Origin of the sequence: Pseudomonas sp. R19M (assembly GCF_050312585.1) — a bacterium.
Lineage (GTDB): Bacteria > Pseudomonadota > Gammaproteobacteria > Pseudomonadales > Pseudomonadaceae > Aquipseudomonas > Aquipseudomonas palleroniana.
On sequence record NZ_JBNPJV010000092.1, the window covers coordinates 170,624 to 187,766 of the forward strand.

Annotated in this window: 17 protein-coding genes; 9 read left to right on the top strand and 8 right to left on the bottom strand. The window is 59.6% G+C overall.

Annotation, left to right across the window (positions count from 1 at the left end):
• Positions 1 to 72: 72 nt before the first annotated feature.
• The 3 genes from ACQRBT_RS22170 to ahpF all read left to right on the top strand — a co-directional run bounded on the left by ACQRBT_RS22170 (position 73) and on the right by ahpF (position 3,399).
• Positions 73 to 1,005: a site-specific integrase gene (locus tag ACQRBT_RS22170; protein WP_060752973.1), complete on the top strand. Its 933-nt coding sequence runs from the start codon at positions 73 to 75 to the stop codon at positions 1,003 to 1,005.
• A gap of 133 nt (positions 1,006 to 1,138) precedes the next feature.
• Positions 1,139 to 1,702 (top strand): alkyl hydroperoxide reductase subunit C, encoded by a 564-nt coding sequence (gene ahpC / locus ACQRBT_RS22175; RefSeq protein WP_003191303.1) that lies wholly within the window; start codon positions 1,139 to 1,141, stop codon positions 1,700 to 1,702.
• A gap of 131 nt (positions 1,703 to 1,833) precedes the next feature.
• Positions 1,834 to 3,399 (top strand): alkyl hydroperoxide reductase subunit F, encoded by a 1,566-nt coding sequence (gene ahpF / locus ACQRBT_RS22180; protein WP_412046091.1) that lies wholly within the window; start codon positions 1,834 to 1,836, stop codon positions 3,397 to 3,399.
• 61 nt (positions 3,400 to 3,460) lie between these two features.
• Here ahpF and gloA read toward each other — a convergent pair whose 3' ends face one another.
• The gene (gloA, locus tag ACQRBT_RS22185; protein ID WP_161548012.1) at positions 3,461 to 3,982 is read right to left on the bottom strand and encodes a lactoylglutathione lyase; all 522 of its coding nucleotides are present in this window, start codon (positions 3,980 to 3,982) and stop codon (positions 3,461 to 3,463) included.
• A gap of 209 nt (positions 3,983 to 4,191) precedes the next feature.
• On the opposite strand from gloA, the gene ACQRBT_RS22190 reads away from it, so the two are divergent.
• Positions 4,192 to 4,728: a DUF4946 domain-containing protein gene (locus ACQRBT_RS22190; RefSeq protein WP_412046153.1), complete on the top strand. Its 537-nt coding sequence runs from the start codon at positions 4,192 to 4,194 to the stop codon at positions 4,726 to 4,728.
• Between the two features lie 111 nt (positions 4,729 to 4,839).
• Here the strand turns inward: ACQRBT_RS22190 and ACQRBT_RS22195 are convergent, their stop codons facing one another.
• From ACQRBT_RS22195 to ACQRBT_RS22205, 3 genes are all read right to left on the bottom strand, one after another.
• On the bottom strand, positions 4,840 to 5,205 hold the full coding sequence (locus tag ACQRBT_RS22195; protein WP_412046090.1) for a histone-like nucleoid-structuring protein, MvaT/MvaU family: 366 nt from the start codon (positions 5,203 to 5,205) through the stop codon (positions 4,840 to 4,842).
• A 194-nt stretch (positions 5,206 to 5,399) separates the two neighbouring features.
• A complete protein-coding gene (locus ACQRBT_RS22200; protein ID WP_412046089.1) occupies positions 5,400 to 6,941 on the bottom strand; it encodes an EAL domain-containing protein in 1,542 nt (513 codons plus the stop codon).
• Positions 6,942 to 7,037: 96 nt separating this feature from the next.
• Positions 7,038 to 7,904, bottom strand: coding sequence for a LysR family transcriptional regulator (locus ACQRBT_RS22205; RefSeq protein ID WP_412046088.1), 867 nt, complete (start codon positions 7,902 to 7,904; stop codon positions 7,038 to 7,040).
• A 79-nt stretch (positions 7,905 to 7,983) separates the two neighbouring features.
• On the opposite strand from ACQRBT_RS22205, the gene ACQRBT_RS22210 reads away from it, so the two are divergent.
• The 3 genes from ACQRBT_RS22210 to ACQRBT_RS22220 all read left to right on the top strand — a co-directional run bounded on the left by ACQRBT_RS22210 (position 7,984) and on the right by ACQRBT_RS22220 (position 11,609).
• On the top strand, positions 7,984 to 8,880 hold the full coding sequence (locus ACQRBT_RS22210; RefSeq protein WP_412046087.1) for a DMT family transporter: 897 nt from the start codon (positions 7,984 to 7,986) through the stop codon (positions 8,878 to 8,880).
• Positions 8,881 to 9,135: 255 nt separating this feature from the next.
• A complete protein-coding gene (gene hppD / locus ACQRBT_RS22215) occupies positions 9,136 to 10,212 on the top strand; it encodes a 4-hydroxyphenylpyruvate dioxygenase (RefSeq protein WP_412046086.1) in 1,077 nt (358 codons plus the stop codon).
• 197 nt (positions 10,213 to 10,409) lie between these two features.
• Positions 10,410 to 11,609, top strand: coding sequence for a dermonecrotic toxin domain-containing protein (locus ACQRBT_RS22220; protein ID WP_412046085.1), 1,200 nt, complete (start codon positions 10,410 to 10,412; stop codon positions 11,607 to 11,609).
• 29 nt (positions 11,610 to 11,638) lie between these two features.
• Here ACQRBT_RS22220 and rarD read toward each other — a convergent pair whose 3' ends face one another.
• From rarD to ACQRBT_RS22235, 3 genes are all read right to left on the bottom strand, one after another.
• Positions 11,639 to 12,520 (bottom strand): EamA family transporter RarD, encoded by an 882-nt coding sequence (gene rarD / locus ACQRBT_RS22225; RefSeq protein WP_412046084.1) that lies wholly within the window; start codon positions 12,518 to 12,520, stop codon positions 11,639 to 11,641.
• A gap of 161 nt (positions 12,521 to 12,681) precedes the next feature.
• On the bottom strand, positions 12,682 to 13,692 hold the full coding sequence (locus ACQRBT_RS22230) for an aldo/keto reductase (protein WP_060752982.1): 1,011 nt from the start codon (positions 13,690 to 13,692) through the stop codon (positions 12,682 to 12,684).
• 81 nt (positions 13,693 to 13,773) lie between these two features.
• Entirely contained in the window at positions 13,774 to 14,676 is a 903-nt protein-coding gene (locus tag ACQRBT_RS22235; RefSeq protein ID WP_244383444.1) for a LysR family transcriptional regulator, read from the bottom strand.
• Between the two features lie 101 nt (positions 14,677 to 14,777).
• Between ACQRBT_RS22235 and ACQRBT_RS22240 the strand changes: the two genes are divergently transcribed.
• Together ACQRBT_RS22240 and ACQRBT_RS22245 are read left to right on the top strand one after the other, a co-directional pair.
• Positions 14,778 to 15,482, top strand: coding sequence for an SDR family oxidoreductase (locus tag ACQRBT_RS22240; protein WP_161548019.1), 705 nt, complete (start codon positions 14,778 to 14,780; stop codon positions 15,480 to 15,482).
• A gap of 102 nt (positions 15,483 to 15,584) precedes the next feature.
• On the top strand, positions 15,585 to 15,758 hold the full coding sequence (locus ACQRBT_RS22245; protein ID WP_158510680.1) for a hypothetical protein: 174 nt from the start codon (positions 15,585 to 15,587) through the stop codon (positions 15,756 to 15,758).
• Positions 15,759 to 15,802: 44 nt separating this feature from the next.
• On the opposite strand, the gene ACQRBT_RS22250 is transcribed toward ACQRBT_RS22245, so the two are convergent.
• Positions 15,803 to 17,113: an MFS transporter gene (locus tag ACQRBT_RS22250; protein ID WP_412046083.1), complete on the bottom strand. Its 1,311-nt coding sequence runs from the start codon at positions 17,111 to 17,113 to the stop codon at positions 15,803 to 15,805.
• Positions 17,114 to 17,143 lie beyond the last annotated feature (30 nt).

Sequence of the window (17,143 nt, forward strand, 5' to 3'; positions counted from 1 at the left end):
ATCCCGTGTGAACGCCGTTTTTATCCCTGAAACGCGCCGCAGCAGTACAAGCAGCCGTCAAATAGGCACCTCATGAGCGATCTGGACCGTTATCTCAACGCCGCCACCCGCGATAACACGCGGCGCAGTTATCGTGCAGCCATCGAGCACTTCGAAGTCAGCTGGGGCGGGTTCCTGCCGGCGACCAGCGACAGCGTCGCCCGTTACCTGGTGGCCCATGCCGGAGTGCTGGCGGTCAACACCTTGAAGCTACGTCTCTCGGCGTTGGCGCAGTGGCATACCAGCCAGGGTTTTGCCGACCCCACCAAGGCGCCGGTCGTGCGCAAGGTGCTCAAAGGTATTCGCGCCGTGCATCCCGCGCGGGAAAAACAGGCCGAACCGTTGCAGCTCAAGCAGCTTGAGCAGGTGATTGCCGCCCTTGAGGCCGAGGCGAAGCGGGCGAGCGAGGCTCAGGACCTGCCACGTTTACTGCGCGCCAAGCGCGACACGGCGCTGATCCTGCTCGGGTTCTGGCGCGGGTTTCGCAGCGATGAATTGTGTCGCCTGCAAATCCAGCACGTGCACGCGGTGCCGGGAGCGGGCATCAGCCTGTATCTGCCGCGCAGCAAGAGCGACCGGGAAAACCTTGGCAAGACCTACCAGACGCCGGCGTTGCTACGCCTGTGCCCGGTTCAGGCCTACAGTGAATGGCTGAGCGCCTCGGCCTTGGTGGCCGGCCCGGTGTTTCGGGGCATAGACCGCTGGGGCAACCTGGGCGAGGAGGGGCTGCACCCTAACAGTGTCATCCCGCTGCTGCGCCAGGCCCTGGAACGTGCGGGCATTGCCGCTGACGCCTATACCAGTCACTCCCTGCGCCGGGGCTTCGCGACCTGGGCGCATCGCAGCGGCTGGGACTTGAAGTCATTGATGAGTTACGTCGGCTGGAGCGACATGAAATCGGCCATGCGCTATGTTGAGTCGACGCCCTTTCTCGGCATGACCTTGGCGACGTCAGCGTTGCTTTGAGATTTCTTCTATTGATATGGCCGCCTGATAGGCAAAAGCAATCGTCAGCATGAGGTTTGCCAATGAGCCATCGAACGAGAGAGTGGGTAGGATTCACTTCATCAACTTCTTAACCCCTGACGGAGAGTCAACGATGCCTATCATCAACAGCCAAGTAAAACCGTTCAAAGCCACCGCATTCAAAAACGGCAGCTTCGTAGATGTGACCGACGCTGACCTGAAAGGCAAATGGTCGGTAGTGTTCTTCTACCCAGCCGACTTCACCTTCGTTTGCCCAACCGAACTGGAAGACCTGGCCGACAACTACGCCGAATTCCAGAAGCTGGGCGTTGAAATCTACAGCGTTTCCACCGACACCCACTTTGCCCACGCTGCCTGGCACAACACTTCGCCAGCCATCGGCAAAATCCAGTACACCATGATCGGCGACCCGACCCTGACCATCTCGCGCAACTTCGACGTACTGATCGAAGAAGCCGGCCTGGCGGACCGCGGTACTTTCGTGATCAACCCGGAAGGCCAGATCAAGATCGTTGAACTGAACGACGGCGGTGTTGGCCGTGACGCTTCCGAACTGCTGCGCAAAATCAAGGCGGCCCAGTACGTTGCTGCCCACCCAGGCGAAGTGTGCCCAGCCAAGTGGAAAGAAGGCGAGGCCACCCTGGCTCCGTCCCTGGACCTGGTCGGCAAGATCTAAGTCTGTGAAGTATCAAGGGCGGGTTTCCGCACCGACTCAGTAAGCTGCAACCGCCCCTCAAAACGCCCGGGCGAGATTCGCTCGGGCGTTTTTTTGTCTGCAATAAACCGAATTAATAGGAAATCGCCCGTATGTTGGACGCCAATCTTAAAGCTCAGTTGAAGTCATACCTGGAACGGGTCACCCAGCCGATCGAGATCGTCGCCTCCCTCGACGACGGCGCGAAATCCCAGGAAATGCTTGCTCTTTTGCAGGACGTAACCAGCCTCACGACGCTGATTACCCTGAAAACCGATGGCAACGATGCGCGCAAACCGTCGTTCTCCATCAACCGCCCAGGTGCCGACATCAGCCTGCGTTTCGCCGGTATCCCGATGGGCCATGAATTCACTTCGTTGGTGCTGGCCCTGCTGCAAGTCGGTGGCCACCCGTCGAAGGCCAGTGTCGAAGTGATTGAACAGATCCGCGCCCTCAAAGGCGAGTTCAGCTTCGAGACTTACTTCTCGCTGTCCTGCCAGAACTGCCCGGACGTGGTCCAGGCGCTGAACCTGATGGCCGTGCTCAACCCGAACATCCGTCACGTCGCTATTGACGGTGCGCTGTTCCAGGCTGAGGTCGATGAACGCCAGATCATGGCGGTGCCCAGTGTCTACCTCAATGGGGTGAATTTTGGCCAAGGGCGCATGGGCCTGGAAGAAATCCTGGCCAAGCTCGACACCAGCGGCGCCGAAAAAGCCGCCGAGAAAATCAGCGCCAAAGACGCGTTTGATGTGCTGGTCGTCGGTGGTGGCCCAGCCGGTTCGTCCGCCGCCATCTACGCGGCCCGTAAAGGCATCCGTACGGGTGTGGCCGCTGAACGTTTCGGCGGGCAGGTACTGGATACCATGTCCATCGAGAACTTCATCTCGGTGCAGGAAACCGAAGGGCCGAAACTGGCAAGCGCCCTGGAAGCCCACGTGCGTCAGTACGACGTGGACATCATGAACCTGCAGCGCGCCAGCAGCTTGATCCCGGCGAAAACTGCCGGCGACCTGCACGAAATCCGTTTTGAAAGCGGTGCGGTCCTCAAGTCCAAGACCGTGATTCTGGCCACCGGCGCCCGCTGGCGTGAAATGGGCGTGCCAGGCGAGCAGGAATACAAGGCTAAAGGCGTGTGTTTCTGCCCTCACTGCGATGGCCCGTTGTTCAAAGGCAAGCGCGTGGCGGTGATCGGCGGCGGTAACTCCGGCGTTGAAGCGGCCATCGACCTGGCCGGCATCGTCAGCCATGTCACCTTGCTTGAGTTCGACAACAAGCTGCGCGCCGACGCCGTATTGCAACGCAAGCTTTACAGCCTGCCGAACGTTGACGTGATCACCAGCGCGCTGACCAGCGAAGTCAAAGGTGATGGCCAGAAAGTGACCGGCCTTGCGTACAAGGATCGCGACAGCGGTGAGTTCAAGACCATCGACCTGGAAGGTATCTTTGTGCAGATCGGCTTGCTGCCGAACACCGACTGGCTCAAAGGCACCGTGGAACTGACACCGCGTGGCGAGATCATCGTCGATGCCCGTGGCGAAACCTCACTGCCGGGCGTGTTCGCCGCCGGTGACGTGACCACTGTGCCGTACAAGCAGATCGTGATTGCGGTCGGCGAGGGCGCCAAGGCTTCACTGAGCGCGTTCGATCACCTGATCCGTACCTCCGCTCCGGCCTGAACCCTGGCGCATTAACGAAAAACCCCATGATTGCTCATGGGGTTTTTTATGCGTGAAAGCTTTACAACGGCGCGGGTTGGATGATCTCGACCCAGTAGGCATCCGGGTCCTTGATGAAGGCCAGGCTCTTCATGCGGCCGTCGCTCAGGCGCTTCTGGAAATCACAGCCCAAGGCTTCGAAGCGTTCGCAGGCCGCGACGATATCCGGCACCGAGATGCAGATATGGCCAAAGCCACGTGGGTCGGTGTTGCCGTTGTGGTACGCAAAATCGGCGTCGTTTTCGGTGCCGTGGTTATGGGTCAGTTCCAGGATGCCGGGAATCGACTTCATCCACTGCGTGCGCTCAGCGGCGTCTGCCGGGATCTGGGCCTTGTCCACCAGGGCCAGGAAGTACAGGCTGAATTCGGCTTCCGGGAAGTCGCGTTTTTCAACCAGGGAGAAGCCCAGGACGCGGGTGTAGAAATCCAGCGATTTGGTGATGTCTTTGACCCGCAGCATCGTGTGGTTGAACACGAAGTTGGACGTGGCGGTGTCAGGTTGGGCGGTGACGCCTGGGAAAGTGTTCAGATCGTGCAGGCTCATGGGCCCTCCAGAAAAAAATGGGGCAAACTCGACTCCCGTTTGAGGTCAGCGGGGCCGAGCGGTTCCTTGGCTTGCGGCAAGCATCCCTGCAGCTGCGTCATGATACGCAAGCCATGCCCGGTGCGCCAAATGAAAAAGCCCGCGCGGGCCTTGCGACCTGCGGGCCTCAGGCTCAAACTTCAACGCTTGAATTCTGGATATTCCTTGCAATGATCGCATTTCGTAAACCGCTATTAGGTGCTGTGGGTTTTCTGTTGGGCAGCCCGTGGGTGCTGGCGGCTGATCCACAGGTTCATTGGCCCAGCGGCTGGCAGATCGAGGAGGTCGCACCCGATAGCGACGCGCCTGTCACTCCCCAGGCCGTAACCCGGCAGCGGGCGATCAAGAACGATGAAAATGGCTCGACCTTGATGGTGATGGAGTTGACCGCTACGCCGATAGAGGCGGGCCATAAAGTTAATCTTCAAGGTGTGCTGCTGGAGATGCGTAAATCCATCCAGAAAGATTTTGCCCAGGGCGGCTATCAAAGCGTGTGCAGCAAAATGCACCCTACAACACTGAGTCGCCTGGACGCACTGGAGACTACTTGCGTGATTACCGAGAATGGACGGCACGTACTGTCGCAAACTTTAGTCGGCGCTGTTGATACCGACAAGGCGTATGTTTTTTCATTTGCCGGCCAGGCTCAGGTGTACGAGGCAAGCAAGGAGGAGGTCAATTCGGTACGCGGTAGCCTGAAACTTTAAGCGCGCTGCACGCGCGACTTTGAACACAATGAAACCTTTGTTAAGTTCGCGTTCGAACGGTTAAGCAAAAAAAGCCCCGCATAAGCGGGGCTCTTTGTTAGTGCGCTTTGATCAGCCGCGCAGCCAGGAATCTACAGTGGCGGCGCCGTACTGTTCTTTCCAGGCTTTAAGGCCGCGGTGGTTGCCGCCTTTGGTTTCGATCAGCTCGCCGGTGTGCGGGTTGTGGTAGACCTTGACCACGCGTGCGCGGCGCTGTTTTGGTGCGGCCGCAATAGTTGCAGTGCCTTTGCCAAAGTTCGGATCAAGGATGGCAATGATATCGCGCAGGCCTTTGCCGTAAGTCTTCATCAGCCCCTGGAGCTTTTCTTCGAATTCGATTTCTTTCTTCAGGCCAGCATCGTTCTTCAGGGATTCCAGCTGGGCGAGCTGCTCTTGAAGGGCTTTTTCTGCTGCGCGAAATTCGGCGAGTCTGGACAAAATCTATACTCCAATAGTGTATTTGGCTGATATCGACTGAAGATAACGCTATAAGCCAAGAGTGTTGGCGACTCAAGAAACAAGCCTTCCTGCGAGTTCAACACAGGCAGGAAAAATTGTAGTAGTTAATGCATCACGAGTAAATCATGTCTTTTGCCTAAATAACATTCTTTCATTCTGGGCTAGATGGCTAATCAATGGCTGCGCATCGATTTAATAAACTCTTCACCCGGTAGTGGTCTGCCGAACAGATAGCCCTGCAGAAAATCCACACCTTGTGCCGCCAGGTACTCACATTGCTCGGTCGTCTCCACCCCTTCGGCCACAATGCCCAGGTCGAGCTTGCCGGACAGTTCGATGATGCTGTCCAGAATGTGCCGTGAAAGTGCATCCTGGCCAATCATCGCGACGAAACTCTGGTCTATCTTCAAGTAGTCGACATTGAAGTTGCGCAAATAACCCAGGCTGGAATGGCCAGTGCCGAAGTCATCAATGGCAATCATCACCCCAAGTTCATGCAACGCCTCGAACAAGCGGCGCGTGATATCGGTGGGCTGGATCAACTCACGCTCGGTCAATTCCAGCACGAGTATGACCTGGCCTGGCGGGAACGCGGCGAGGAACGTGCGGCAGTCCTCCACCAATGCCAGGTCCTCACAATGACGGGCCGTGATATTCACCCCAATATGAAAGCCTGGCGCGAAGCGAGCGGCATGCGGCGCCAGTTGCGCAGCGACCTGGCGCATCAGCGCGCGGGTCATCGGCACAATCAGGCCAGAATGCTCGGCCAACGGAATAAACAAGTCGGGCCGCACCAGCCCCTCTTTAGGATGCTGCCAACGCATCAGCACTTCGCAGCCGGCCCACTCCCGGGTATCGCCACGCACGACGGGCTGGTAATAGGCAATGAACTCATGGGCGCCCAGCGCGCGTTGCAGCTCTTGGGTGGGAGCCGATGAGCGCTTTTGCAACCAGTGCGCAAGGACGCCGGCCAGCACACCGAAAAACACCACCAGGCTGAACACCGCCGGGTAACGTTCCTGCATGTAGCGCAGGATTTCGCCGTCAGGCATGCCGGCTTCCACGCTGTAGAGATAACGCTGGGAAACAAGATGTTGATGAGCCACGGCAAAGGTCGGAGGTGGCGTGGTGTGAACGCTGCCATCGGCTGCCAGCCAGTGGGGGCCGACCTGCAGAATCAGCCCCGCGTAACGACTGATCAGGCGCAAGGCATTGGTCAGGTGGTAGCCGTCGATGGAGGCAAAGGCACCTTTGTCGCCGTCTGTAAGGCGGTACACCAGCAGGGCGGTGTCCGGTGTGACCGGGTTGCCATTCATCAACCAAAGCCGTCCTGCAACGTAATCCTCGGGGTTGACCGGTGACTCGTAATGGCTCCCAAACAACGAGCTGCAATAAATATTGCGCTGGAAAGACAAGGTGGTCGCCCGTACAAACGGCCGACGGGTGACTTGTTCACGCAGTGCCAATTGCACCGCGTTATCACAGGGCTGGCCGGCCAAGGGCAGCAAGGCCCGCGCGGCCAGGTCGGTGTTATCGAGCATCAGGTCGAATTGGCGCACGGCCTCCTGGGCGGTCTGTTCGGTGCTTTTCTGCAGGGTGCGTTCGGCCTGCCAATGCAGAATCGGCACCCCCAGCAAAATGGGGAGCAATGCGCTGAGGCCGCTGATCAGGTAGCGAGTGGTTGGGCTTCGTGGACCTTTGGCGGTCAGGGGCATAGAGGATGGCCGGTAACAGAGTGATAAGGCATGCATTGCCGAGGATAGATGGCAACTCAGAGGGATGCTTGCAGGGCCTGAATAAAATCTGCAGCGCTATAACGCCTTGCGCGCCCATTCGATAAACGCCAGCGTCGCCGGGGATGACTCGCGCCGGTCCAGTACGGCCAGGCCGATTTCGCGCGGGACGCGGGGCAGGAGAGGGCGCGTCACGTAGCAGCTGTCGGTTGCCGGGGGCAAAGATGCCTCGGCGACAACGGTCACGCCGTCTCCACGGCCCACGGTATCCAGCGTGCTGATCAACTGCGAGCAGTGAAAGCGCACATTCGGGCTCAGTCTTGCGCTGCTGAACAGGTGTGAAACCAGTTCGGACGAGCCGGCTTCGGTGAGGATAAAGGGCTCGCTGCACAGTTGTTCCAGGCTGACGGCCTGAGCCTGGGCCAGGGGATGTCCGGCAGGCAGCAATGCCACCATCTGATCCTGCATCAGTGGGACAGTATCAAAGCGCTCCAGGGGCAGCACCACGAACCCGACATCGATACGCCGATCGTCCAGCCACTGGATCACTTGCCGATCCGGGCCTTCGTGGATATGCACCTCGATCCCCGGATGAGCGGCGCGATAACCCTGCAGGATCTTCGGCAGCAATTGCATCGATGAGGTAGGCCCGAATGAGCCGATCCGCAGGGTGCCGGTGCGCATGCCCCGGGCGTCGGCGGCTTCCTGGCGCAGGGTGTTGGCCAGCCCCAGCATCGCACGCGCCCGCCCCAGCAGTTGCCGGCCGATGTCGCTGAGCTCCACTTGGGCCTGATGACGATGCAACAGCTCGACGCCCAGCTCCTGCTCCAGGGACCGAATCGCATGGGACACGGCCGACTGGCTGATCCCGAGACGATGGGCTGCGCTGGTGAAGCCCTGTAGTTCGGCGACCAGAGAGAATATCTCAAGCTGGGTAAGGGTCATGAACGTTTACTCATTTTACAATGACAGATCATTAGCCGAAGAATACGCGCATCCCAGCCTTTGAGGAGCTTAAACGCGTATGAATGATCATCTGACCTACCTGAAACTGGTCGCCGTGACTGTCATTTGGGGCGGCACTTTTGTCGCAGGACGCTACCTGGCGCCTGACGTCGACCCTTTACTGGCCGCAAGTGTGCGCTTTCTGCTGGCGAGCCTGGCGTTGCTGGCGTTTTTGGCCGTGGCGCGGGTTCCACTGGCACGCCCCAGCCGCAGGCAATTGCTACAGCTGGCGGTGTTGGGCTTTTTCGGCATTTATTTCTATAACCTCTGCTTTTTCTATGGCTTGCATTACACCAATGCTTCGCGGGCCTCATTGATCGTCGCCTTGAATCCGGCCGTGATTGGCCTGGCGGCCTGGCTGTTGTTCAAGGAGCGCGCGAGTGCTGCGGGCATTCTGCTGTGCCTGGGCGGTGCGGGGCTGGTGATCGTCAGTCGCAACCCGAACTTGCTGCAGGGCGTGGCCCATGCCTGGCTGGGGGATGGGTTGATCTTTGGCTGCGTGGTGGGGTGGGGCGTCTATTCGTTGTTCTCGCGCAGCCTCAACCAGAGCCTGGGGCCCTTGCAGACCGTCACTTGGTCAATCCTGCTGGGCACCTTGATGCTGACGGTGACGAGTGCGCTGATGGGGGCTTTCACGCTACAGCGGCTGGCGGCGATCCAGCCTGTTCAATGGCTCAGCCTGGTTTACCTCGGTGTGTTGGGCTCGGCCTTGGCCTACATCGGCTATTACGACGGTATTCGTCGAATTGGCGCGACGCGGTCCGGCGCCTTTATCGCGCTTAATCCGCTGACCGCCGTGATCAGCAGTGCGCTGCTGCTCGACGAGCGGCTGACGCCTGTGATGTATGCCGGCGCCGTGTTGATTCTGCTGGGCATCTACCGGTGCAATAAACCCCTTGCAACCGCCAAGGCATAGGGATTTGATAAGGAATAGGACAAATCAGGTTACGCTGTGTAGAATCGATTTACGCATACAAGAATATGGACTTGCGCTCACGCAGGCCTCGGCTGTCAGAGACTGATGTAACCATGAAGCTACTCGGCTCCCCCCTCATTTTCGGTGACTTCCTCGCCCGCAGCGTGCGAGGACTCTCCTGCGCGCCACCGTTGCACCTCATCCTTGCCGGCAATTGAAATCCGCTTAACCACAAGAATGATGAGGCGCCAAATCATGGCAGATCTATACGAAAACCCGATGGGCCTGATGGGCTTTGAATTTATCGAATTCGCGTCGCCGACCCCCGGCACCCTGGAGCCGATCTTCGAGATCATGGGCTTCAGCAAAGTCGCGACACACCGTTCCAAGAACGTCCATCTGTACCGTCAGGGCGAAATCAACCTGATCCTCAACAACGAACCTGAAAGCCTTGCATCGTATTTCGCGGCCGAACACGGCCCGTCGGTCTGCGGCATGGCGTTTCGCGTCAAGGACTCGCAAAAAGCCTACAACCGCGCACTGGAGCTGGGCGCCCAGCCGATCCACATCGAAACCGGCCCGATGGAGCTGAACCTGCCTGCCATCAAGGGCATCGGCGGTGCACCGCTGTACCTGATCGACCGTTTCGGCGAAGGCAACTCGATCTATGACATCGACTTCGTGTACCTCGAAGGTGTGGACCGCAACCCCCAGGGCGCGGGCTTGAAAGTCATCGACCACCTGACCCACAACGTCTATCGCGGGCGCATGGTCTACTGGGCCAACTTCTACGAGAAACTGTTCAATTTCCGTGAAGCGCGCTATTTCGATATCAAGGGCGAATACACCGGCCTGACGTCCAAGGCCATGAGCGCTCCGGACGGCAAGATCCGCATCCCGCTGAACGAGGAGTCATCCAAGGGCGCGGGCCAGATCGAAGAGTTCCTGATGCAGTTCAACGGCGAAGGCATCCAGCACGTAGCGTTCCTGACCGACGACCTGGTCAAGACCTGGGACGCACTGAAGAAGATCGGCATGCGCTTCATGACCGCGCCACCGGACACCTACTACGAAATGCTCGAAGGCCGCCTGCCGAACCACGGCGAGCCGGTGGATCAGTTGCAGGCGCGCGGCATCCTGCTCGATGGTTCGTCGATCGAGGGCGACAAACGCCTGCTGCTGCAGATTTTCTCGGAAACCCTGATGGGCCCGGTGTTCTTCGAATTCATCCAGCGCAAAGGCGATGACGGCTTTGGTGAGGGCAACTTCAAGGCGCTGTTCGAATCGATCGAGCGTGACCAGGTGCGCCGGGGCGTGTTGACGGCGGACTGATCGACTCGTTCGCAATACTTGAAAGCCCGGCCGGGAGTCTTCCCTGCCGGGCTTTTTTGTATGCGCTGTATAGGTTGACCATGGCCGGCAGGACAACGGAACCGGTTGGGCAAGACCCTCCACAAAGAGGACAGTGACGCAGGTAGCCGGTCGCGTCCGATGTAGGGAAATCTTCATCTGATTAAAGAGGTTTTCTGATGAATATTGCATCTTTGCCTGGGCACCCACCGGCGCCCACCGTCACATCCAAATCGCCTGATCCAGCTCCCGCAGCGCAGACTTTGCAGCGCAGTGACCAGGCCCGCCGTCGGTTCATTGATGAAGCCGATGAGGCATTTCGCGATGATGTCCTGAGTGTCGAAGGCAAGAAGCTGGTGGATGCGGTCGTGTATCCAGGCACGCGTGGGGCACCCGGGGCGCAGGTGTCTACGTTCGCGGTCGATGGGGTTCAAGCCAATGACATTCTGATGATCAAGCGCGTGCCTGCCACGGCTGAGGGCCCCAATTTCCTGCTGTATGTACCGGAGGAGGGCCAGTATGCATTCTATGAGTTCAAAGACCGCGAGGAACTGACCGACTGGGTTAAAACGATGGCCCTCGACCCAAAGGAGCTGGATAGTTTTGCGCGGCACTTTTCCAACGATAGGGCGCCCCAGCAGGTCGAACGGGTCAGGCAGAGGCTGGTGGACTTTGCCGATAACGATATCAATGCAGTGGTGGGCAGTTTCGCTCGGGTCAAAGGCGATGTCTTCACGTATCTGAGCGGAACAGGCAGCGTGCCACCGGCTCCCGTCAAGGGTTTGACCGGTACTCGGCTTTACAATCTTGCGCCCGATGGCAGCGCGACTTACATAGGGAAGCGCACCGACGGCAAGGAGGTCATCTATAAGTACGACGCCTATGGAAACCTGCATGGCGCAGCCCGTGACGGTTTCTACTTCGTGAAAAACGCTTTGAACGATGATCAGCCGCTGCAACTGCTTTCATTCGATCAATACCGCCAGACGGTGACGAGCGTTGCGCTCGACAACGTTGGCGCCAACGACTTGAACGGACTCTACGAAGAACTCCTCAAGCAATTCAGAAACCCAGGCCATGGCCTTGGCAAGGCGCTGACAGCATTGGGGGTTCCCGAGGATGTGGCACATTCCCTTGAGACCCGATTGACCAATCCCGGGAGCGGCACATTGGTTGAGTTGAACAGGGATAACCGGATCGGCAAGTTGTTCGGCGTGGACCAGAAAACGATGGACGCGCAACTGGAAAACCTCGGTGAGCAAGCCCAAGGCGAGATCCCGTATTACGGTACTACCCGAACAGTACTGACAGGGTTGGCTGATGGTCTTGAGCAGATCGCGCCGGTGCGCCCTGCAAGCACCACGGTGAGAACCGGCTGAGCCGGCAGCCAGACCGCCTGCGCCCGCTTTCAGGCTCTACGCTGACGCACCAGGTGCTTGAACCCTTCGTACACCAGGACCATCACCGCCAACCAGATCGGAATATAGGTCAACCATTGCCCGTCCTTGATCCCTTCGCCCAGCAGTAACGCTACACCCAGCAGCAATACCGGTTCCACGTAACTGAGCAGCCCGAACAGGCTGAATGCCAACAAACGGCTGGCGATGATGTAGCTCACCAGTGCCGAGGCACTGATCAAGCCCAGGATGGGAATCAACGCATACAGTTTCGGCTGGGCGTCGAGCACCGCGAAACCCTGGTCGCCACTTTGCACGAACCACCAAGCCACCGGCAGCATCAGCGCCATATCCAGCCACAGGCCGCCCAGGTGATCGGTGGTCAGGTACTTGCGCGCCACGAAATACACCGGGTAGCCGATGACCACCACCAGCGTCGCCCAGGAAAACCCGCCAGCCCGATACAACTCGTTCAGCACGCCGATGGCGGCGAACACCACGGCAATCTGTTGCAGGCGCGACAGATGTTCGCCATACACCAGGCGCCCGGTCAGCACCATGCTCAGCGGCAGCAGGAAATACCCCACCGACACGTCCAGGCTGCGCCCATTCAGCGGCGCCCACATGAACAGCCACAACTGCGCGCCCAGCAGTGCCGACGACAGCAGCACACCGACGATCAAGCGTGGTTTGGCCGCCAACATCCGCAGCACGTCCCACACGCGGCGCCATTCGCCGCTGACGATCATGAACACCGTCATACAGGGCGCGGTCAGCAACATGCGCCAGCCGAAAATCTCCAGGCCACTCAAGGGCGTCAGCAGGGATGTGAAGTAATACATCACGGCAAACAGCACCGAGGCCAAGACCGATAACGCAACACCTTTAGACACGCCGTCCTCGCGAAAACTGATGGATACAAAGAGCAGGCGATTATGGTGCTTTTGGCGGCAGGCTGTGCGCTGTTTTGGAGCGTTTGATGGATTTTTTTTGCGCACTGCCTGCGGCACGGGCGGGTGGCGGCAAACCCGCGCGCGCCGCCAGGGGTTGATCATCAGGAGCGGGCGATGCGCCCTGAGACGAAATGGCCCACATCATTGAAGCCCGGTGTGGACGAATGCCCAGGCGTCACCAGCGCGTCGATAAACGCCTCATCCTGCGCCGTGATCTTCACATCCAGCGCTCCCGTGTAGGCATCCCACTGCGCCTCGGTACGCGGTCCGACAATGGCCGAACTCACCGCCGAATGGTTCAGCACCCAGGCAATCGCAAACTCGACCATCCCCACGCCCCGGCCTTGGGTGTATTGCTGAATCTGCTGGGCAATGCGCAGCGACTCGACGCGCCATTCGGTTTCCAGAATGCGCTTGTCCTGGCGCGCCGCGCGGCTGCCGGCTTCGGGGGTTGCATCAGGGGCGTACTTGCCGCTGAGCACACCGCGGGCCAGCGGGCTGTAAGGCACCACGCCCAAGCCATAGGCGGCGGCCGCCGTGAGTTGCTCGACCTCGGCCTGACGGTTGACGATGTTATACAGCGGCTGGCTGATGATCGGCTTGTCCACGCCCAGATGCTCGGCGACCCGGATCACCTCGGCAATGCGCCAGCCACGATAATTGGACAGGCCCCAGTAGCGGATCTTGCCCTGGCGGATCAGATCGCCGATGGCTGACACCGTAGCCTCCAAGGGGGTGTCGTGGTCTTCACGGTGCAGGTAATAGATATCCAGGTAATCGGTGTCCAGGCGTGCCAGGCTGGCCTCCAGCGCATTGAAAATACGCTTGCGGCTCAACCCGCTGCGGTTGGGCAAACCTTCTGCCGGGCCGATGCCGACTTTCGACGCCACCACCCAATCCTGGCGGTTACGCGCAATGGCCTCACCCACGATCTCTTCGGAGCGCCCGCCGGTATACACGTCAGCCGTGTCGATAAAGTTGATGCCTTGGTCCCAGGCTTTGTCGATGATGCGCAGCGAGTCTTCAGTGCTGGTCTGTTCACCAAACATCATGGTGCCGAGTGTCAGTGCGCTGACCTTCAAGCCGGACTGGCCCAGTGTGCGGTAAATCATGGAAAGCTCCTCGTGGCGTTGAAACGTAGCGCCTGCAATACCAGATCGGGCCGCTCTGGAACAAGCCCTGCCCAGGTTTCTTCATGCACTCAGCAACGCCTGGCAGCGTAGCTGAAGAAAACGATGCAGCACTTTCACGCGTTCCGACACTTGCAGGCGATGGGGGCACATCAGGTTGAACGGCGTCGGCTCGCCTTGCCAATCGGTCAGCAGCGGCACCAGCCGCCCCGCTTGGATATCGCGGGCGATGTCCAGGGCGGCTTTATAGGCGATGCCATGGCCGGCCAGGGCCCAGCGCCGAACGATTTCACCATCGTCACTCAGATAGTCGCCCGTGACCTCGACTTCCTGCAGGTGCGTGCCCTGGCGAAAATACCAGGTGTTATTGGCCTGCCCACGGCGCATATAACGCAATGCACTGTGGTGCGCCAAATCCGCCGGCTGGCTCGGTGTGCCATGACGCGCGAGGTAGTCGGGGCTGGCGCAGGCAATGCGCCGATGGCCCGGTACCACCGGCAGCGCCACCAGGCTTGAGTCTCGGGGGACGCCAAAGCGCAGGGCAATGTCGACGGTGTCGCGGAACAGGTCGGCGTTGCTGTCATTGAGCAGCAGTTGCAAGCGGATGTTCGGGTGTTCGACCTTGAACTCATCCAGCCAGCCCAGCAGCACGTTGCGCCCAAAATCCGAAGGCGCCGCCAGTTGCAACAAGCCGCTCAGGCTCTGGCCCTGTTGCTTGATGGCCTGTTCGCCTTCCGCCAGGGCTTCCAGTGCCACCCGTACGCTGTCCAGATAACGCCGGCCTTCCTCGGTCAAGCGCATGCTGCGGGTGGAACGCGCGAGCAGGCGCACACCGAGCCGGGTTTCCAGGCGCTTGAGGGCGATGCTCGCGGCGGCCGGCGTCAGGCCCAGCCCACGTGCTGCGGCCGACAAGCTGCCGCTATCGGCGGTGCGCACAAAGACTTCAAGGTCCAGGGTCGAGCTCATCTGTAAAATTCCTTTAAAGATCTTGTCGTTTTACCGGGATTTTTCGCGGATTGCCAAGCGAGGAAGATGAACGCTCACTTTCTGACCTTGGATGTTTCTCTATGAACGCTTCCCTCAACGGTAAAACCGTCATCGTGATCGGTGGCAGCAGCGGGATCGGTGCGGCAGTTGCCAAGGCCGCCGCTGCGCGTGGCGCACAGGTGGTACTGGCCGGGCGTCGGCTGACATCCGGCGTAGACAACGGTCTGCGCAGCGAACCGGTCGACGTCACCGACGCCGCGTCCTTGCAGCGTCTGTTCGCGACGGTGGGGCGCTTTGATCACTTGGTGTATACGTCCGGCCCGTCGGTACGCGCCAAGACGCTGGTCGAGACCGATTTGCTCGAGGCCCAGGACAATTTCAACGTGAAACTCTGGGGCGCGTTGCGCGCCATCCAGCAGGCGCTGCCGTATTTGCATGAGCACGGCAGCATCAGCCTGACCTCGGGGCAACTGGGGCGCAAGTTGGCGCCCGGCCAGTTCATCAAGACCGGCATCAACGCGGCGACCGAGGCGCTGGGCAAGCAACTGGCCAAAGAGTTGGCGCCGCGTCGGGTCAATGTAGTCAGCCCGGGGGTGATTGACACACCGGCGTATGCCGGGTTGGCCGAGGAACAGCGCCTGGCGATGTTCGCCAAGGCCGGCGAAGGCCTGCCGGTGGGTCGTGTGGGGCAGGCTGAAGAAGTGGCGGCGGGGTATGTGCTGGCCATGGAAAATGGCTTTATGACCGGCGCCGTGATCGACATTGACGGTGGCGGCCTGTTGTAGGCACGGGCAAGGTCGATGGGAACGCAATCGCTGGTGAGACCACAGAGGTTGTAACTGCCGATGCCTGGCAGTGTTCATCCAATGATCCCAAGGAGAAACCCCATGTCCTCAGTAAACCAGCCGACGGCGTTCCCAGGCGCCAATCATCTGATCGAGTCGATTATCGCCACGCTGCAAAACAAGCCGCCGGTTGAAAACCGTCCGCTCAGCGAGGATCAGCAGCGAGTCTTGAACGGGCTGCCGGTTCAGCCGCAACCCGCTCAAGTGACTTACTGATCAGTGGCTCCCACGTATTCATAGGCGTGGGAGCCATGGACGGTTCAGGTCCTGAGGCTACGCGTCATGCGCAGTGCCAACAGGCTACCGGCAACAATCACGGCCGCCAGCAGGTACAGCGCCATGTCCGTGGAGCCGGTGGCATCTTTCACAAAGCCGACGATATACGGGCTCAGAAAGCCCGCCATCTGGCCCATGGAGTTGATCAGCGCCAGGCCGCCTGCCGCCGCACCGGCGCTGAGCATTGCCGTGGGCACCGGCCAGAACATCGGCAGGCCGGTCAGGGCGCCCATGGTGGCGATTGTCAGGCCCAGAATCGCCAAGGCCGGCGTGGTGGCGAAATTCACCGCAATCACCAGGCCGATTGCGCCCATCAACATCGGTACGACCAAATGCCAGCGCCGCTCTTTACGCAAATCGGCCGAGCGCCCCACCAGCAGCATGAACACCGCCGCCAGCAAATACGGGATGGCGCTGAGCCAGCCGATCACCAGGTTATCGCTGAAACCCAGGTTCTTGATGATCGACGGCAGCCAGAAGTTGATCGCGTAGACGCCGCTCTGGATGCAGAAGTAGATCAGGCCGAACGCCCAGATCGCCGGATTCCTGAAGACTTCGGCCAATGAGTCGCTGGTGGTTTTCGGTTTGTTCGCCAAATCGGTCGCCTGGTCGGCTTCCAATACCGCACGTTCGTGGGGTTTGAGCCACTTGGCGTTGGCGAAGTTATCGCTGAGCAGGAAGTAGGCGAGGGCGCCGAGGATCACGGTGGGGATGCCCTGCAACAGGAACATCCACTGCCAGCCCGCCAGGCCACCTTGGCCGGCGGCGAAGTGGTTGAGGATCCAGCCGGAGAACGGGCTGCCGAGCAGGCCGGAAACCGGGATCGCCGACATGAACAACGCCATGATGCGCCCACGGCGAAAGGTCGGGAACCACTGCGAAAGGTACAGCACCACACCCGGGAAGAAACCGGCCTCGGCGGCACCGGTCAACAGGCGCAGGGTGTAGAAATGCGTCGGTGTGGTGACGAACAGCAGGCAGGTAGACAGCGTGCCCCACACGATCATCATCAGCGCAATCCAGCGCCGTGGGCCGAACCGGGTCAGCGCTAGGTTGCTCGGTACGCCGCACAGCACGTAGCCGATAAAGAAGATACCGGCACCGAGGCCGTACACGGTTTCGCTGAATTTCAACGCATCGAGCATCTGCAGTTTGGCAAAGCCAACGTTTACCCGGTCGAGGTAATTGAACAGATAGCAGATAAAGATGAAGGGGATCAGGCGCAGGGTAATGCGGTGATAGATGGCGTTTTTATCGTCATCGGTGGCCAGTGTGGCAGCGGCGCTCTGTGACATGGGGTTCTCTCTTTATTATGATTTTTCGCG

What these genes read in the sequence shown, in the direction of transcription:
- ACQRBT_RS22240 (WP_161548019.1), top strand. Translation starts at nt 14,778, where the DNA reads ATGAACGCTTCCCTCAACGGTAAAACCGTCATCGTGATCGGTGGCAGC.
- gloA (WP_161548012.1), bottom strand. Translation starts at nt 3,982, where the DNA reads ATGAGCCTGCACGATCTGAACACTTTCCCAGGCGTCACCGCCCAACCT.
- ACQRBT_RS22170 (WP_060752973.1), top strand. Translation starts at nt 73, where the DNA reads ATGAGCGATCTGGACCGTTATCTCAACGCCGCCACCCGCGATAACACG.
- hppD (WP_412046086.1), top strand. Translation starts at nt 9,136, where the DNA reads ATGGCAGATCTATACGAAAACCCGATGGGCCTGATGGGCTTTGAATTT.
- ACQRBT_RS22220 (WP_412046085.1), top strand. Translation starts at nt 10,410, where the DNA reads ATGAATATTGCATCTTTGCCTGGGCACCCACCGGCGCCCACCGTCACA.
- ahpC (WP_003191303.1), top strand. Translation starts at nt 1,139, where the DNA reads ATGCCTATCATCAACAGCCAAGTAAAACCGTTCAAAGCCACCGCATTC.
- ACQRBT_RS22230 (WP_060752982.1), bottom strand. Translation starts at nt 13,692, where the DNA reads ATGATTTACCGCACACTGGGCCAGTCCGGCTTGAAGGTCAGCGCACTG.
- ACQRBT_RS22250 (WP_412046083.1), bottom strand. Translation starts at nt 17,113, where the DNA reads ATGTCACAGAGCGCCGCTGCCACACTGGCCACCGATGACGATAAAAAC.
- ACQRBT_RS22205 (WP_412046088.1), bottom strand. Translation starts at nt 7,904, where the DNA reads ATGACCCTTACCCAGCTTGAGATATTCTCTCTGGTCGCCGAACTACAG.
- ACQRBT_RS22210 (WP_412046087.1), top strand. Translation starts at nt 7,984, where the DNA reads ATGAATGATCATCTGACCTACCTGAAACTGGTCGCCGTGACTGTCATT.
- ACQRBT_RS22245 (WP_158510680.1), top strand. Translation starts at nt 15,585, where the DNA reads ATGTCCTCAGTAAACCAGCCGACGGCGTTCCCAGGCGCCAATCATCTG.
- ACQRBT_RS22200 (WP_412046089.1), bottom strand. Translation starts at nt 6,941, where the DNA reads ATGCCCCTGACCGCCAAAGGTCCACGAAGCCCAACCACTCGCTACCTG.
- ahpF (WP_412046091.1), top strand. Translation starts at nt 1,834, where the DNA reads ATGTTGGACGCCAATCTTAAAGCTCAGTTGAAGTCATACCTGGAACGG.
- ACQRBT_RS22190 (WP_412046153.1), top strand. Translation starts at nt 4,192, where the DNA reads ATGATCGCATTTCGTAAACCGCTATTAGGTGCTGTGGGTTTTCTGTTG.
- ACQRBT_RS22235 (WP_244383444.1), bottom strand. Translation starts at nt 14,676, where the DNA reads ATGAGCTCGACCCTGGACCTTGAAGTCTTTGTGCGCACCGCCGATAGC.